Source organism: Novosphingobium profundi, from assembly GCF_020524485.1.
In the GTDB taxonomy this organism is placed as follows: domain Bacteria; phylum Pseudomonadota; class Alphaproteobacteria; order Sphingomonadales; family Sphingomonadaceae; genus Novosphingobium; species Novosphingobium profundi_A.
In genome coordinates this window covers 54,272-69,340 of record NZ_JAIVLF010000003.1, presented here as the reverse complement: position 1 = coordinate 69,340, position 15,069 = coordinate 54,272, and the positions used below count along the sequence as shown (strand labels likewise).

The following is a 15,069-nucleotide window of genomic DNA, read 5'->3' as shown; positions in this document are numbered from 1 at the left end:
ACTTTATCGCCTTTTCGGGAACCTGACCGGGCAGAAGCGCCTTTTCACGCAAGCCCCGCTGCGGTAGCGAGAAAAGCGGTATGGACGTCTACCTTCCCATCGCGAACCTTTCGGTCAACGGCTTCGTCATCGTCGGGCTCGGGGCACTCACGGGTATCCTCTCGGGGATGTTCGGCGTGGGTGGCGGCTTTCTGACCACCCCCTTGATGATCTTCTACGGCATTCCGCCCACGGTCGCGGCGGCCTCGGCCGCCAGCCAGGTGACCGGGGCCAGCGTTTCGGGCGTGTTTTTCCAGTCGCGCCGGGGCGGCGTGGACTACCACATCGGCACGGTGATGGTGGTGGGCGGCATCATCGGCACCGGGATCGGCGCGCTGCTGTTCCGCCTGCTCGAGCGGATCGGCCAGATCGATACCGTCATCAGCATTCTCTATGTCCTGCTCCTGGGCTCGATCGGTGGGCTCATGGCCAAGGAAAGCATCCAGGCGATCCGGGCCGAGCGTTCGGGCAAGAAGATCGCGGCGAAGAAGCGCCGCCACCATCCTATGGTCGCCAGCCTGCCGATGCGCTGGCGCTTCTACCGCTCAGGCCTTTACATTTCGCCGCTCGCCCCGCTGCTGCTGGGCTGCGCGGTGGGCATCCTGACGATGCTGATGGGCATCGGCGGCGGCTTCATCCTCGTTCCCGCGATGCTCTACATCCTGGGCATGAGCGCCAATGTAGTGGTCGGTACGAGCCTGTGGCAGATCCTCTTTACCACCATCGCGACGACCATGATGCACGCGCTCACGACGCAGGCGGTCGATATCGTCCTGGCCTCAATGCTGCTGTTCGGCTCGGTCACGGGCGCGCAGGTCGGCTCGCAGTTCGCGCAGAAGAGCAGCCCTGTGAAGCTGCGGCTGGTGCTGGCGGTCATCGTCCTCTTGGTTGCGCTACGCATGGCCTTTGGCCTGACCTACATTCCCGACGACATCTACACCGTGGCGCCGCTGTGAACCGGCTGCTTGTCTCCCTTCTGGCGCTGTGCGCGCTCGTGTTCCTGGGCGGCGCGCGTGATCCCATTCTCGTGCCCGAGGTTTCGCAGCACCAGATCAACCTGCAGCAGGGCTTTAACGGCACGGACCTGTTGCTTTTCGGCGCGGTGCTGACGCCCGAAGGTTCGCGCGCGGCACAGGACTACGACATCGTCGTCGTGCTCAAGGGGCCGACCCAGTCGGTGGTGTTGCGCGAGAAGCAGAAGGTCGCCGGGATCTGGGTGAACGCGGCGAGCACCGAACTGCGCTCGGCCCCGTCCTACTATGCCGTCGCCTCGACCCGGCCCATTGCTGATATCGTCGATGAGAAGACGGCCGCGATCTACGAACTGGGCCTGCAGTGGCTGCAGCTCTCCCCCATCGGCGCGATCGATCCCGAGGAACAGGCCCGCTTTTCCGCTGGCCTCGTCGCGCGTAACGTCGATGCCGGGCTCTACCGCGAGGATGAAGGCGGCGTCAGCGTGAGCGAGCAGGTCCTCTACCAGGCGCGCATTCGCCTACCCTCGCAGGTGCCCATCGGGCGCTACACCGCCGAAACTTTCGCGATCAGCGAGGGGCGCGTGGTCGCCTCGGCCAGCAGCGAGGTCGAGGTGCGCAAGCTCGGCATCGAGCGCGCCATCGCCGACTTTTCCCAGAACTGGGGCTTCGCCTATGGTCTTCTGGCCGTCTTCGTTTCGGTTGGCATGGGCTGGCTGGCTGGCCGCCTCTTCGCTCTGGTCTGACCTGGCGACTGCGCGGGCTGAAAAGCGGCCCTGCAAGGCGTCGGTTTAGGCTTACATTAACCGCCTGCCTTCTAGGCTGAAAACGATAACAGGTTTCGGCTTTCAGCAGCTTTCGGTGTGCGATGAATCAGATGGATATGGGTGGTTTCGGTGCGGCGCCGGGTGGAGCCGCTGCGCAGGCGAGTTCCTCGGCGCGCGAGCCGATCGGCTACATCGTCGAGATCGGCGGTTCGGGCAGCCGTATCGCCTTTGACCTCGGCCGCCTCACCGATATTGCCCAGGAAGAGGACCCCTCGGTTTCGATCTCCGGGCAGGTCGGCAGCCAGGTCAAGGTGCGCGTGGGCAACGGCTGGCTCCTTGCCAGCGTGCGCAACCAGAAGCAGGACGGGAATGTCAGCGGGGGGATCGTTGCCGATGTCGACTTCCTCGGCGAAGGCGAGGAAGAACGCCTGACCGGCCGTATCCACGGTTTCCGCCGCGGTGTCACGGCCTACCCCATTCCCGGAGCGCCGGTCTATCCTGCGACCAGCCAGGACCTCCAGCAGATCTATTCCAGTGACGGGCGCGCGAGCATCGGCATCGGCAAGGTCTTTCCGACCAAGGATATCCGAGCAGGGCTTTACGTGGACGCGCTGCTCGGCAAACACTTTGCCCTCCTCGGCTCGACCGGTACCGGCAAGTCGACCAGCGCCGCCCTGATCCTTCACCGGATCTGCGAACATGCGCCCGAAGGCCACATCATCATGGTCGACCCGCACGGCGAGTACTCGGCCGCGTTCCGCAATTCGGGCATCATCCTCGATGTCTCGAACCTGCAGATGCCCTACTGGCTGATGAACTTCGAGGAGCATTGCGAGATCCTCCTCTCGACCCATGGGGATGAGCGGCAGCTCGATTCGGAGATTCTCGGACGCGCGCTGCTGGAAGCCCGCTCGAAGAACCGATTGGCCGAGAAGCTGGGCAAGCTGACCGTGGATTCGCCCGTCCCTTACCTGCTCTCGGACCTCTCCAACATTCTCAACAACGCGATGGGCAAGCTCGACAAGGGCCATTCCAGCGCGCCCTACATGCGCATCAAGAACCGCCTCGATGAGCTCAAGACCGACCCGCGCTACCAGTTCATGTTCTCCGGCATGCTGGTGGGCGACACGATGACCGACTTCATCGGCAAGATCTTCCGCCTGCCCTCGCGCGGGCGGCCGATCTCGATCATCGACGTGTCGGGCGTGCCGACCGAGATCACCAGCACCGTCGTTGCCGTGCTTTCACGCCTCGTCTTCGACTTCGCGGTCTGGGCGCGCGATGAACAGACCCGCCCGATCCTCCTCGTCTGCGAGGAAGCGCACCGCTACGTCCCCAACGAGCGCAACGCAGACGGCTCTTCGGTCGGGCGCATCCTGTCGCGCATCGCCAAGGAAGGGCGTAAGTACGGTATTTCTCTGGGCCTTATCACCCAGCGCCCCTCCGACCTTGCCGAGGGCGTGCTCTCACAGTGCGGCACGATCATCTCGATGCGCCTCAACAACGACCGCGACCAGGCTTTCGTGCGCGCGGCCATGCCCGAAGGCGCGCGCGGTTTCCTCGACTCGATCCCGGCCCTGCGCAACCGTGAGTGCATCATCTGCGGCGAGGGCACCGCGATCCCGATGCGCGTGCGCTTCGACGATCTGGAAGAGTACAAGCGCCCGGCCTCGGCCGACCCGTCCTTTACCGACCTGTGGAGCCAGGCGGGCGGTGAAGAGGACATGGTCATGCGCACCGTCCAGCGCTGGCGCGCGCAGGGGCGCTGAGCCTCCCGTTTCTTCGGGATTTCAGGAGTCAGGGCGCGCGAGGGACTTTCCCTTCGCGCGCTCTTTCGTTTCTCAGCGGCTCTTTCGCCAGTTGGCCATGCGGTAGTACGCCATGGTCAGCGCCACGGTGACCACCGAGCCGAACGGGAAGGACCACCAGACCGCATCGCCCGCCAGTTGCGGTTCGAGCAGGTAGTAGAAGCCCAGGCGACCCGGATAGAGCCCGATGCCCATGATGATGAGCGGGGCAATGACGACGCCATAGGCGCGCAGCGTGCCCTGCATGATCATCGTCACCGACACGATCACGAACGAGGCGGTGCAGATCAGCTGGATGTGCTCGGCAATCGGCATCGCCGGGCTGTCCCAGCCCAGGAACAGCGAGAGCAGCGGGCGGTCGAAACCCACGATCAGAGCGGCCATCGCGGTTGTCAGCACGAGGTTGGCGATCATGCCGACATTGGCCACGGCATCGACGCGTTCGTGGTTGTCCGCGCCGATCGCCTGCGCGACCATGGCGCTGACCGCGGTGCCCATCGCGAAGGCGGGCATCTGCAGGTAGTTCCACAATTGCAGCGAGGCGCCGTAGGCCGCCGAGGCGTTGAGGCCGAGCTGGTTGACGAGGCCGATCATGATGAGCCCGGCCGAGGAGACGAGCAGCATCTGCGCGCCCATCGGCAGGCCCTTGGTGACGATGTAGGCCAGCTCGTCGCGGCGCGGGCGCAGAAAACCGAGTTCCGGGCCGCGCAGGCGCATCGGCAGGTCGTGGCGGTAGATGCGCCAGATAAGGAAGACGAGACCGCCCAGGTTCGCGATGGCCGTGGCGATGGCCGAGCCTGCGATGCCCAGCTCGGGCAGCGGCCCTGCGCCCATGATGAGCACCGGGTTGAGGCCGATGTCGAGGAGGACGACCATGATCATGGCGTAGAGCGGGCTGCGCGAATCGCCCGCGCCGCGCATGCCCATGGACACCATCATCGAGACCGAGCCGAAGGGCAGGGTGATGAAGATCACCTGCAGGTAGGCCAGCGCCTGCGCCTTGCTGGCGCCCGGCGTGCTCATCAGGTCAAGCAGGGTGTCGGCAAGGAACCAGCCGGCAATCCCTGTGAGCGCGGCGACGAGCGAACAGAAACCGACGCCGCTGCCGAAGGTGCGGCGTGCGGCAACCAGGTCACGCGCGCCAAAGCTTTGCCCGACGCGCACCGTGGTCGCCATCGAGAAGCCGAAGACGGCGGCAAAGAGCAGGAACATGATGACGTTGGCGTTGGCCGTCGCGGCCAGAGCGCTCTCGCCGATCAGGCGCCCGACCCAGATCGCGTTGACCGAGCCGTTGAGCGTCTGGAGGACGTTGGACAGCAGCATCGGGAGCGAGAAGAGCATCAGCGTCTTCAGGATCGGGCCCTGCGTCAGGTCCCCCTGCATCGCCCCGGCCTTGGGCGGGTGGGCGGCGTCCTCACCCGGTTCCCATTCCCCTTCGGGTATCGGCGATGCTTCGTTCATATGTCCCCCAGATGCGGCGCCCGGTGCGCGATGGTGCGCCATCGCTCAGGTGCCGCGCGTGTCGCCCCACAGGTGAATGTGGAGGCGGTCGGTAAAGTTGAACCCGTGGTCCGCGCACAAGTCGCCGAGCCAGCGTGCCCGTGCGCGCAAGGTCGCGCTGTCGCGCCCCTCCGGCATCAGAAAGACCCGCGAGGGCAGGATGGAGTGGGCCGCGACAAGGCCAAGAACTTCTTCGATGTCTGATCGCTCGGCGATCACGAACTTGAAGTAGGCACGCGGATCGGCGGCGTAGGCGGCGAGGCGCTCAGGGATGAGGGCGAGTCTGGCCGGGTTGCCGCTGTGCGCCAGCTTCGGGCTGACGTTGAACTGGTCGATCAGGGGATCGAGCGCGGGATGCGGGGCAACCGACCCGTTGGTCTCGATCTCGATGTGGAATCCGGGGCGCAGCTCTTTGAGCGCCTCCACCATGCGCGCCAGCGCCGCGCCCTGGAGCAGCGGTTCGCCGCCGGTAAGGACAAGCCGGTCGGGCTTCAGTGCGGCGACCATCTGCGCGACCTCGGCCTCCTCCAGCTTCACCTGGTTGGCCTCGCGCGCGAAGTCGAGGCCGTCGGTGTGCGGGCGGTTGTCGCCCGAAAAGCGCCAGGTGTAGGCGGTGTCGCACCAGTGGCAGGCGAGGTTGCAGCGCGAGAGGCGCACGAAGGTGCTGGGCTTGCCCACGCTCGCCCCTTCGCCCTGCAGCGAGGCGAAGATTTCCGGTTCTCCAGGTCTGGTGGTGGCAAGGGTCAGCATGGCAGGCGCTTCAGTCGCGAAAAGGGGATGGTTACGGGGTGGGGCAGGTTGACACGGTTGACACTGTCCAGGGGGGGGCACCTGCAAGGCCGCCCAAGAGGCGCTTTTGCGCGGTTTTGCAAGAAAATTCGCGGGCAGGGCAGCATGGCCGGGACTGTGTCAGGTTTGGCGCGTGTAGGAAAATGCTTTTGCTTTCCCTCCTTTCGATATTACCAATGCGGCAATTGGTGATAACGAAGCGGAGGCGAAGACATGGCGGGACTGGGACGGGCGCTGGCGGGACTCGCGGTGCTGCTGAGCGCGGGGGCAGCCTCTGTCAGCACCACCGCCGTGACGGCCGAGGCACCGGCCAAGCCATCCCTTGTACCTGCCGACTTCACGGTGCCGACGCGCGTAGAAGGGAAGGGCTTCCAGATCGTGCCGCTAGGCCCCGACCTCGCCGCGATCGACAAGGCGGCCTACATGTCCTCGATTGCGCACCTCCAGCAGACCTTTACCCGCAGCACCGCCTGGCCGCACGAAGGCATCACCGATGCCGAGGCCCTGACCGACATGGAGACCGAACAGGCCCGCTTTGCCGCGCGCACCTCGTTCGCTTACGCCGTCCTCACCCCCGACGGCACACGTGAACGCGGCTGTGTCTATGTCCAGCCCAGCCCCGTCCCCGGCTACGACGCGGTGGTGCGCCTGTGGGTGACCAAGGCCGAATACGAGGCCGGGTTCGAGGAGGAACTCTACGCCTTCGTGCGCGGCTGGATGGCAAAGGACTGGCCCTTCACCCGCGTCGCTTATCCAGGCCGGACCATCGACTGGGCGAACTGGGACGCGCTCACCGCCAAGGACTGAGCGTTCAGCCGCCCGGGTGCGGGGGGAGGTCCTTGCCCTCGGCGCGCTCGCGGTTGAGGCGGTCGACGATCAGCTCGATCTCGTCCGGGTTCAAAATCCAGGCGCGGGTCTTGCGGCCCGGCTTGAAGACGGGGCGCGTTAAGAGGATGCGCGCCTGCTCCTTGGCGAAGGGCTTGAACAGCGAGAAGTGCATCACGCATTCGAGGAACGATCCGATCACCGGCGTCTTGCCGTCGAGATCGATGAGCGTCGCGGGCTGGTCCCAGGGAATGTCCATCATGGCTCCGGCCTATCGCGTGAGAGAGCAAAAGCAAGTTCGGGGGAAGAAAAGATCAGGTCCGAGGGCCATCGCCCTCGGGCTCCCCAAACTGTCTATCGTGGTTCGTTCCTGCCGCGTCCGGCGCCCACTGCGGGGGCCGGGTATACAGGGTCAAGGGATGGTAAATCCCTTGAATCGCCTTTGTTTCTTCAAAAAAGAAAGGCCCGCGAAGCGGGCATAGCTTCGCGGGCCTTCCGGCATCTTATGGGACTTTACCCTTAGCCCAGACGCTCCAGCGCGGCGGCGAGGCGCTGCGCTTCGGCGGTGTGGTGGGCGTGGTCGGCGCGGGCCTTTTCGACCGCTTCGGGCTTGGCCTTTTCCACGAACTTGGGGTTCGAGAGGCGCCCGTCGAGCGCCTTGGCCTCCTTCTGCGAGGCGGCGAGCGCCTTTTCGAGGCGGCTCTTTTCCGCCGCGATGTCGATCACGCCTTCCAGGGGAATGGCCAGCATCGCATCGCCCGCGCCCACCTGCAGGACCGGCCCCGCGGGGGCGGCCTCGAAGTGGATTGCATCAAGACGCGCGAGGCGGTCGATCACGGTGGCGTTGGCGCCGATGATGGCGCGCGTCGCGTCCGAGACCTGCGCGATGTAGGCGGTGAGGCGGGCGCCGGGCGCAATGCCCAGTTCCGCCTTGGCGCCGCGCAGCGAGCCGATCAGCGCGATCAGCCACTCGACCTCGGCCTTGGCGGCGGCGTCGACGTCCGCTTCGGGAGCGGGCCAGGCCGAGACGATGAGGTCCGCCTCGCGCGCGCCCATCTTCGACCACAGCTCTTCGGTGACGAAGGGCATGAAGGGGTGGAGCATGACGAGGATCTGGTCGAGCACCCAGCCGGCGACGGCGCGGGTTTCTTCGTCGAAGTTGCCCTTCACCAGTTCGATGTACCAGTCGCAGAAGTTGTCCCACACGAAGTGGTAGATCGCGTTCGCGGCGGCATCGAAGCGCATGTCGGCCATGGCCTTGTCGAGCTCGGCCACGGTCTCGACGACTTCGCCGATGATCCAGCGGTTGACCGCCGAGGTCGCGGCGGGCGCGGCGACGGAGGTCGAGGCGACGACACCGTTCGACTGGCAGAAGCGCGCCGCGTTCCACAGCTTCGTGGCGAAGTTGCGGTAGCCCTCGATGCGCTTGTCATCCATCTTGATGTCGCGGCCCTGGCTTTCCATGGCGGCCATGAAGAACCTGAGCGCGTCGGCGCCGTACTGGTCGATAAGGCCCAGCGGATCGACCACGTTGCCCTTCGACTTCGACATCTTCGCGCCATCGGCGGCGCGCACGAGGCCGTGCAGGTACAGCTTCTTCCAGGGCACCTCGTCCATGAAGTGCAGGCCCTGCATCGCCATGCGCGCGCACCAGAAGAACAGGATGTCGAAGCCCGAGATCAGGAGATCGTTGGGGTAGTGCTTGGCGAGGAGGTCGGTCTTCTCCGGCCAGCCCAGCGTCGCGAACGGCCACAGCGCCGAGGAGAACCAAGTGTCGAGCACGTCCTCGTCGCGGGTCAGAGCCACGCCGTCGCCCGCAAGCGCCTGCGCGGCCTCTTCGGTCTCGGCGACGTAGACTTTGCCATCTTGCGCATACCACGCCGGAATACGGTGGCCCCACCAGAGCTGGCGTGAGACGCACCAGGGCTGGATGTTGTCCATCCAGTTGAAGTAGGTCTTTTCCCAGGTCTTGGGGACGACTTCGATGTCGCCGTCCTGCACCGCCGCGATGGCGGGCTTGGCGAGCGTTGCTGCATCGACGTACCACTGGTCGGTCAGCCAGGGTTCGATCACCACGCCGCCACGGTCGCCGTAGGGGGTCTGGATGGTGCGCGGTTCCGCGTCCATCTCGGTGGTTTCGGTTTCGCCGTCCTTGTTGGTCTTTGTGACGACATGGGGGATGAGGAAGCCCAGTTCCTTCATCTCGGCGACAATCGCCTCGCGCGCGGCGAAGCGTTCCATGCCCAGATACTTCTCGGGGACGAGGCCGTCCTCGGTCTGCACGACATTGGCGTCGGCATCGAACATGTTGAGCATCTCGGCCGGCTTGAAGCCCGCGCGCTTGCCCACTTCAAAGTCGTTGAAGTCATGCCCCGGGGTGACCTTCACCGCGCCCGAGCCCAGTTCGGGATCGGCGTGCTCGTCGGCGACGATCTTGAAGCGGCGCCCGGTGATCGGCTGGAGGATCTCCTTGCCGATGACGCTCTTGTAGCGCGCGTCCTCGGCGTTCACGGCGACCGCCATGTCGGCCAGCATCGTTTCGGGGCGCGTGGTCGCGACCTCGATGAAGTCCTGCCCGTTATCCAGCGTCACGCCGTCGGCGAGCGGGTACTTGAAGTGCCAGAAGCCGCCCTTAACCTCCTTGGTCTCCACTTCAAGGTCGGAGATCGCGGTCTTGAGCTTGGGGTCCCAGTTCACCAGCCGCTTGTCGCGGTAGATGAGCCCTTCGTTGTAGAGGTCCACGAAGACCTTGACCACGGCCTGGGTAAAGTGCGGGTCCATGGTGAACTGCTCGCGGCTCCAGTCCATCGAGCAGCCCAGGCGGCGCAGCTGGCGCGTGATCGTGCCGCCGCTCTCGGCCTTCCATTCCCAGACCTTCTCGACGAAGCCTTCGCGCGAATAGTTGGTGCGCTTGTCCTGGCTCGCTTCCATCTGGCGCTCGACCACCATCTGCGTGGCGATGCCCGCATGGTCGGTGCCCACCACCCACAGCGCGTCCTTGCCCTTGAGGCGTTCGTGACGGATCACGATGTCCTGCAGCGTGTTGTCGAGCGCGTGGCCGATGTGCAGCGAACCCGTCACGTTGGGCGGCGGGTTGACGATGGTGAAGGGCTGCGCGTCGGGGCGCTCGGGACGGAAGAGGCCGGTCTCTTCCCAGTGCGCGTACCAACGGGCCTCGATCGCGGCGGGATCGAAGGTCTTGTCGAGGGTGCTTTCCGGCGTGGTTTCGGGCGTGGTCTCGGTCATGGGGCGGGCTTTGCCAGCGCCTTTCCCCTTGCGCAAGCGGCCAGTTGCACGATTGCAACCGCAAGCGGTTCCCACTGCCGCAGTTTTGCCTTATCGGCCTGCCACATAGCGGCAATCACAGGGCGGTATGCGCCCTCGGCGGCGCATTTCGTCGCTGACCGGGAACCACTTGCCGGGGAGGGTGTTCTTCCCCATTACGGGCGCACACGAGATAACATGCGACAATGGGCTGATTTCACGGTGTCGGAGAGCGACGGGGGCAAGGCGCCGGTACTGGCGTTGAGCGGCTCGCTGCGCGTCCACGCCATCGGCGATCTGGAAAAGCGCCTGAAGGACCTCGACGGCACCTATTCGCGCCTCGATATCTCGGGCCTCACCGACATCGACACCACCGGCGCCTGGATTGCGCTCGACTTCGCGCACGAGCGCGGGATCGAGATCAGTGGGGCGAGCGAGCGCGCCCAGCGCCTGTTCAAGGCCATCGGCGATGTCGACGATGCGGAAACGCCGCCCGAGCGCCTGCCCTTCGTGCAGCGCAGCGTGGGCGAACTGGGCATTCTCGTTAGCGGCTGGGGCCGGGGCTTTGGCCAGACGGTCGGGTTCCTGGGCGAACTGATCTGCGCCTTTGGGACCACCATCGCGCACCCCTCGCGCTTTCGCGGCAAGGCGCTGGTTCACCACATGCAGCACGTGGGCGTTAACGCGCTGTGGATCGTGGGCCTGATGAGCTTTCTCATCGGCATCGTCATTGCCCAGCAGGGCGCGGTGCAGCTCGCCCAGTTCGGCGCGGAATTCTACACCATCAACCTGACGGGCCGCCTGTCCATGCGCGAGCTTGGCGTGCTGATGACCGCGATCATGGTCGCGGGCCGCTCGGGTTCGGCCTTCGCCGCGCAGATCGGCACGATGAAGCTGACCGAGGAAGTCGACGCGATGCGCACCATCGGTGTCTCGCCGATGGAGGCGCTGGTCCTGCCGCGCGTGCTGGCCGCGATGATCATGATGCCGCTTTTGGGCTTCTACGCCGCGATCTGCTCGATCATCGGGGGCGCGTTCATCTCGAACTTCGCGCTCGACATTCCCTTCTTCGCCTTCCTGCGCCGCACCCAGGAAGTGGTGCCGCTGACCGACGTGTGGATCGGCTTCATCAAAGCCCCGGTCTTCGCCCTGATCGTGGCGCTCGCGGGCTGCTACCAGGGCATGCGCGTCTCGGGTAACGCGGAGGAAGTGGGCACACGCACCACGCAGGCCGTGGTCACCGCAATCTTCACCGTGATCGTGCTCGATGCCTTCTTCGCCGTATTCTTCACGGAGCTCGGCTGGAAATGACCGACCTTACCGACGATTATACGGGGGACTACCCGATCAAGGTGCGCGGGCTCACAAATGCCTTTGGCGAGCACGTCATCCACGAGGAGCTGGAACTCAAGGTCCGCCGCGGCGAGGTCCTGGGCGTGGTCGGCGGCTCGGGCACCGGCAAGTCGGTGCTGATGCGCTCGATCATCGGGTTGCAGCAGCCCTCTGCCGGCGAGGTCGAGGTGCTGGGCCACGACATGATGACCGGCGGCGTCGAGGACGACATCGACATCCGCTCGCGCTGGGGCGTGCTGTTCCAGGGCGGCGCGCTGTTCTCCACGCTCACCGTGGGAGAGAACGTGGAAGTGCCGCTCAAGCAGTTCTACCCCGAGATTTCCGACCAGCTGCGCCAGGAGATCGCGCGCTTCAAGGTGCGCCTGTCGGGCCTGCCCGACGAGGCCGCCTTCAAGTTCCCGAGCGAGCTTTCGGGCGGCATGAAGAAGCGCGCCGGGCTTGCCCGCGCGCTCGCGCTCGATCCCGAACTGCTCTTTCTCGACGAGCCGACCGCCGGGCTCGACCCCATCGGGGCGGCCGCGTTCGACAATCTCACGCGCGAGCTGAAGGAAACGCTCGGGCTTACCGTCTTTCTCATCACCCACGACCTCGACACTCTCTACGCGATCTGCGACCGCGTGGCGGTGCTGGCGGACAAGAAGGTGATCGCGGTGGGCACGATCCCGGAACTCCTCGCGCTCGACCATCCCTGGATCCAGGAATACTTCAACGGCCCGCGCGGGCGCGCTGCGCTTGCAGGCAAGGAGGACCCCCGGATCGACGCCGCCGTGGAGGATGCGCCCGAAAGCGCGGACACCGGCGGGAGTGACACAACCCGAGAAGCGGGGGCATAAGGCACAACCATGGAAACCAAAGCCAATCACGTCTGGGTCGGGGCCGTCACCCTCATCCTGCTGGCGCTTGCCGCGGGCTTCGTCGTCTGGCTGGCGCGCCTCAACGAGGGTGACCAGCAGCAGTACGACATCTTCTTTACCCAGTCGGTGGACGGCCTGGCGCTGGGCTCGGAAGTGAACTTCTCGGGCGTGCCGGTGGGCCAGATCTCGCAGATTGAACTGTGGCCCAAGGACCCCAGCTTCGTGCGCGTGCGCGTCAAGGTGAACGAGCGCGTGCCGATCACCGTGGGCACGACCGCCACGATCCAGGGCAGCTTCACGGGCGTTTCGGACATCCAGCTCGAAGGCGCGGTCAAGGGCGCGCCGCTGCTGGAGGAGCCCGGCCCCGAAGGCGTACCGGTGATCCCGACCAAGCGCGGCGGCTTCTCCGAGGTGCTGGCCAACGCGCCGCTCCTGATGGAGCGTCTCGCGACGCTGACCGAAAACCTCAACCAGTTGATGTCGGCCGACAACCGCCGCTCGATCACGGGCATTCTCGCCAACACCGAGAAGATGACCCGCGACCTCTCGCAGGCGACCCCGCAGATGCGCGGCGCCATGGCCGAGCTGCAGGGCACGCTCGACCAGGCGACCAAGACGCTGGCCGCTTTCGAGGGCGTGGCGAACAAGACCGACGACCTGCTCGGATCGAAGGGCACCTCGCTCGCCGAGCAGATGCGCAAGACCTTGAAGTCCGCGCAGGAATCGATGGACCAGCTCAACGAGACGATGGCCCACGCGCAGCCCGCGCTGGATCAGGTGTCGCAGAGCACGCTGCCCGCCGCCGAATCCGCGATCCGCGACCTTCGCGCGACCAGCCGGGCGCTGCGCAACGTGACCGAGACGATCGAGGAACAGGGGGCCGGTGCCCTGCTCAAGGGCCAGAAGCTGCCCGACTACAAGCCCTGAGCCGGGCAAGGACGAGACGATGATGACGATGAAAAGCCACTCCTGGATGTCCTCCCCCGCGCGCGCGCTGGCTTTCGGGCGCTGGCGCCTGGGCGCGGCCGCCGCCACGGCGAGCCTCGCGCTCGCGGGCTGTGTCAGCTTTGCCCCCGAGGTGCCAGACACGCTCATCCGCCTGACCGCCGATCACAGCGCGCCTGCAGGATCGGTCGCGCGCGGCAAGCTCTCCGATGCGATCGTGGTGCTCGAGCCCGAGACCGAGCGCAGCCTCGAAGCGCTGCGCGTGCCCGTGCGCATCGACCCGGCGAATATCGCCTATCTCAAGGGCGCGGGCTGGATCGAGAAGCCCACGCGCCTGTTCCGTACGCTCCTCGCTGAAACGATCCGCGCCGACACCGACCAGATGGTGCTGGAAGGCGCGGACTACGAAGTGAAGGGCAAGACCTTCATCGGCGGGCGCCTGCGGGACATGGGCTACGACGCGCAGACCAGTTCGGTGATCGTGCGCTACGACGCGGTGCGCTGGCAGCGCGGCAACGAGGAACTGGAGCGCCGCCGCTTCGAGGCGGTCGTACCCGGCATCGCGGCCGAGGCCGCAGCCGTGGGGCCTGCGCTCAACCGCGCCGCGAACCAGGTCGCGGGCGAAGTTGCAGCCTGGGTCAAGGAGGGCTGATCGCCGCCGCGACGATCCTTCGCACAGGATTAGCCAGGGGCCTCGCTTCGAAAGGAGCGGGGCTCTTGTCGTTTGGGGATTGGGAAAGGGGATGTTCCGAGGGCCATCGCCCTTGAGCTCCGGCGACATGTCAAGCTCAAGGCTCTCGCGCCGCGTTGGCTGAGGGAGGTGAGGTTGCCCGGTTTGGGGGCAAGGGGCGATGGCCCCTTGAAAAGCCCCCCTTCCTTCCCTTGGCGGACGCTCAGCGGCCCGTTTGTATGTCTGGTTCGTTTCCCAATCGTCAGATTACGTACGCGCATGCAGGCGGCGCAAGCGCGCGAAATGGGCTCGAATCACGTAAAACCGTCAATGTGGGGGAGGAGCGAGTGATTCGCTCTGTTGCAGAATTGTAAACAGCAAGTTCTGCAATATCAAAAACATAGGTGTCCATTCTGCGAATTAAAGACCCTTCATGACAAAAAAATTACAGCTACTCGGCGCGAAATTGGCGTGGGCGGCATTTTTGGCGGAAAGCCGGGCTCTGCGCACATGTGGTCACAAATCAGGGTGTGTTCCCCGGGACACAGTTCCCGGCCGTGACAGGGCGGAATGGGGGGCGGGGCATTGCGCCGGGGACGTCGAGGCGTATGTGGCGGCGGCCCGCTGGCCACGTGACCAGATAAGGGCAGGTTTTCAGGAGTTTACAATGAAGAAGATTGCTCTTCTCGCTGCCAGTGCTGCACTGTTCGCCCTCCCCGCTGCTGCCAACGCCCAGGCGTTCGTGCAGATCGAAGGTGGTCTCGACGTGGCGCAGCACGACGGCGATTCCGAGGCGGGCGTTCAGTACGGTGTGTCGGCAGGTTACGACTACCAGCTCTCCAACAGCTTTTTCGTCGGCGTGCAGGGCAGCTACGGTGACAGCTCGGCCCGCGACTGCGCGCATGATGTTCTCGAAGCTGGCGATCGCGCCTGCCTCGAAGCCCGTCGCGATCTGGCCGCTGTCGTCCGCCTCGGCACCAACCTGGGCGCGCGCAACAAGCTCTACGTGCTGGGTGGTTACACCAACACCCGCGTCGGCGTGAGCTACAAGGGCGAGACCGCGAGCCAGGCGCTCGGCAGCTTCAGCGACCTCGGTGCGCACGACACGCTCAACGGCTTCCGCCTTGGCGCGGGCTACGAGTACGACGTGACCAGCAATCTCTTCATCAAGGCGGAATACCGCTACTCGAACTACGGTTCGGACTACAGCCGCCACCAGGGCGTGCTGGCTGTCGGCACCAAGTTCTGATCCTTCTTACAGGCTCAAGAAGAGGGCCCGCTCCG

General features: G+C 65.5%; 13 protein-coding genes. 9 read left to right on the top strand and 4 right to left on the bottom strand.

The features are described from left to right. Window positions 1-80 precede the first annotated feature (80 nt). The 3 genes from LC060_RS06590 to LC060_RS06580 all read left to right on the top strand — a co-directional run bounded on the left by LC060_RS06590 (window position 81) and on the right by LC060_RS06580 (window position 3,546). Complete coding sequence (locus LC060_RS06590) at window positions 81-995, top strand: sulfite exporter TauE/SafE family protein (protein WP_148629173.1); 915 nt, start codon at window positions 81-83, stop codon at window positions 993-995. Continuing rightward, window positions 992-1,756: a TIGR02186 family protein gene (locus tag LC060_RS06585; RefSeq protein ID WP_226633817.1), complete on the top strand. Its 765-nt coding sequence runs from the start codon at window positions 992-994 to the stop codon at window positions 1,754-1,756. The genes LC060_RS06590 and LC060_RS06585 overlap by 4 nt, the downstream gene beginning before the upstream one ends. A 131-nt stretch (window positions 1,757-1,887) precedes the next feature. Beyond that, entirely contained in the window at window positions 1,888-3,546 is a 1,659-nt protein-coding gene (locus LC060_RS06580) for an ATP-binding protein (protein WP_413465100.1), read from the top strand. Window positions 3,547-3,618: 72 nt separating this feature from the next. On the opposite strand, the gene LC060_RS06575 is transcribed toward LC060_RS06580, so the two are convergent. Together LC060_RS06575 and LC060_RS06570 are read right to left on the bottom strand one after the other, a co-directional pair. Beyond that, window positions 3,619-5,046, bottom strand: coding sequence for an MATE family efflux transporter (locus tag LC060_RS06575; RefSeq protein ID WP_226633815.1), 1,428 nt, complete (start codon window positions 5,044-5,046; stop codon window positions 3,619-3,621). 45 nt (window positions 5,047-5,091) lie between these two features. After that, the gene (locus tag LC060_RS06570) at window positions 5,092-5,835 is read right to left on the bottom strand and encodes a 7-carboxy-7-deazaguanine synthase QueE (RefSeq protein WP_226633813.1); all 744 of its coding nucleotides are present in this window, start codon (window positions 5,833-5,835) and stop codon (window positions 5,092-5,094) included. Between the two features lie 252 nt (window positions 5,836-6,087). Between LC060_RS06570 and LC060_RS06565 the strand changes: the two genes are divergently transcribed. Next, complete coding sequence (locus LC060_RS06565) at window positions 6,088-6,681, top strand: twin-arginine translocation pathway signal protein (protein ID WP_226633811.1); 594 nt, start codon at window positions 6,088-6,090, stop codon at window positions 6,679-6,681. A gap of 4 nt (window positions 6,682-6,685) precedes the next feature. Here the strand turns inward: LC060_RS06565 and LC060_RS06560 are convergent, their stop codons facing one another. Beyond that, window positions 6,686-6,961: a hypothetical protein gene (locus LC060_RS06560; protein ID WP_039391387.1), complete on the bottom strand. Its 276-nt coding sequence runs from the start codon at window positions 6,959-6,961 to the stop codon at window positions 6,686-6,688. Window positions 6,962-7,218: 257 nt separating this feature from the next. Beyond that, the gene (locus tag LC060_RS06555; protein ID WP_226633809.1) at window positions 7,219-9,945 is read right to left on the bottom strand and encodes a valine--tRNA ligase; all 2,727 of its coding nucleotides are present in this window, start codon (window positions 9,943-9,945) and stop codon (window positions 7,219-7,221) included. Window positions 9,946-10,161: 216 nt separating this feature from the next. Here LC060_RS06555 and LC060_RS06550 point away from each other — a divergent pair, with 216 nt between their 5' ends. From LC060_RS06550 to LC060_RS06530, 5 genes are all read left to right on the top strand, one after another. After that, the gene (locus LC060_RS06550; RefSeq protein WP_226633801.1) at window positions 10,162-11,274 is read left to right on the top strand and encodes an ABC transporter permease; all 1,113 of its coding nucleotides are present in this window, start codon (window positions 10,162-10,164) and stop codon (window positions 11,272-11,274) included. Next, window positions 11,271-12,149 carry an ABC transporter ATP-binding protein gene (locus tag LC060_RS06545; protein ID WP_226633800.1) on the top strand — a complete coding sequence of 293 codons (879 nt, stop codon included), beginning with the start codon at window positions 11,271-11,273 and terminating at the stop codon, window positions 12,147-12,149. Before LC060_RS06550 ends, LC060_RS06545 begins: the two co-directional genes overlap by 4 nt. Window positions 12,150-12,158: 9 nt before the next feature. After that, window positions 12,159-13,097 carry an MlaD family protein gene (locus LC060_RS06540; RefSeq protein ID WP_226633798.1) on the top strand — a complete coding sequence of 313 codons (939 nt, stop codon included), beginning with the start codon at window positions 12,159-12,161 and terminating at the stop codon, window positions 13,095-13,097. Window positions 13,098-13,116: 19 nt separating this feature from the next. Beyond that, on the top strand, window positions 13,117-13,767 hold the full coding sequence (locus LC060_RS06535) for an ABC-type transport auxiliary lipoprotein family protein (RefSeq protein WP_226633796.1): 651 nt from the start codon (window positions 13,117-13,119) through the stop codon (window positions 13,765-13,767). Window positions 13,768-14,452: 685 nt separating this feature from the next. Next, a complete protein-coding gene (locus LC060_RS06530; protein WP_226633794.1) occupies window positions 14,453-15,034 on the top strand; it encodes an outer membrane protein in 582 nt (193 codons plus the stop codon). Window positions 15,035-15,069 lie beyond the last annotated feature (35 nt).

What these genes read in the sequence shown, in the direction of transcription:
- LC060_RS06590 (WP_148629173.1), top strand. Translation starts at nt 81, where the DNA reads ATGGACGTCTACCTTCCCATCGCGAACCTTTCGGTCAACGGCTTCGTC.
- LC060_RS06580 (WP_413465100.1), top strand. Translation starts at nt 1,888, where the DNA reads ATGGATATGGGTGGTTTCGGTGCGGCGCCGGGTGGAGCCGCTGCGCAG.
- LC060_RS06575 (WP_226633815.1), bottom strand. Translation starts at nt 5,046, where the DNA reads ATGAACGAAGCATCGCCGATACCCGAAGGGGAATGGGAACCGGGTGAG.
- LC060_RS06570 (WP_226633813.1), bottom strand. Translation starts at nt 5,835, where the DNA reads ATGCTGACCCTTGCCACCACCAGACCTGGAGAACCGGAAATCTTCGCC.
- LC060_RS06565 (WP_226633811.1), top strand. Translation starts at nt 6,088, where the DNA reads ATGGCGGGACTGGGACGGGCGCTGGCGGGACTCGCGGTGCTGCTGAGC.
- LC060_RS06560 (WP_039391387.1), bottom strand. Translation starts at nt 6,961, where the DNA reads ATGATGGACATTCCCTGGGACCAGCCCGCGACGCTCATCGATCTCGAC.
- LC060_RS06555 (WP_226633809.1), bottom strand. Translation starts at nt 9,945, where the DNA reads ATGACCGAGACCACGCCCGAAACCACGCCGGAAAGCACCCTCGACAAG.
- LC060_RS06550 (WP_226633801.1), top strand. Translation starts at nt 10,162, where the DNA reads ATGCGACAATGGGCTGATTTCACGGTGTCGGAGAGCGACGGGGGCAAG.
- LC060_RS06545 (WP_226633800.1), top strand. Translation starts at nt 11,271, where the DNA reads ATGACCGACCTTACCGACGATTATACGGGGGACTACCCGATCAAGGTG.
- LC060_RS06540 (WP_226633798.1), top strand. Translation starts at nt 12,159, where the DNA reads ATGGAAACCAAAGCCAATCACGTCTGGGTCGGGGCCGTCACCCTCATC.
- LC060_RS06535 (WP_226633796.1), top strand. Translation starts at nt 13,117, where the DNA reads ATGATGACGATGAAAAGCCACTCCTGGATGTCCTCCCCCGCGCGCGCG.
- LC060_RS06530 (WP_226633794.1), top strand. Translation starts at nt 14,453, where the DNA reads ATGAAGAAGATTGCTCTTCTCGCTGCCAGTGCTGCACTGTTCGCCCTC.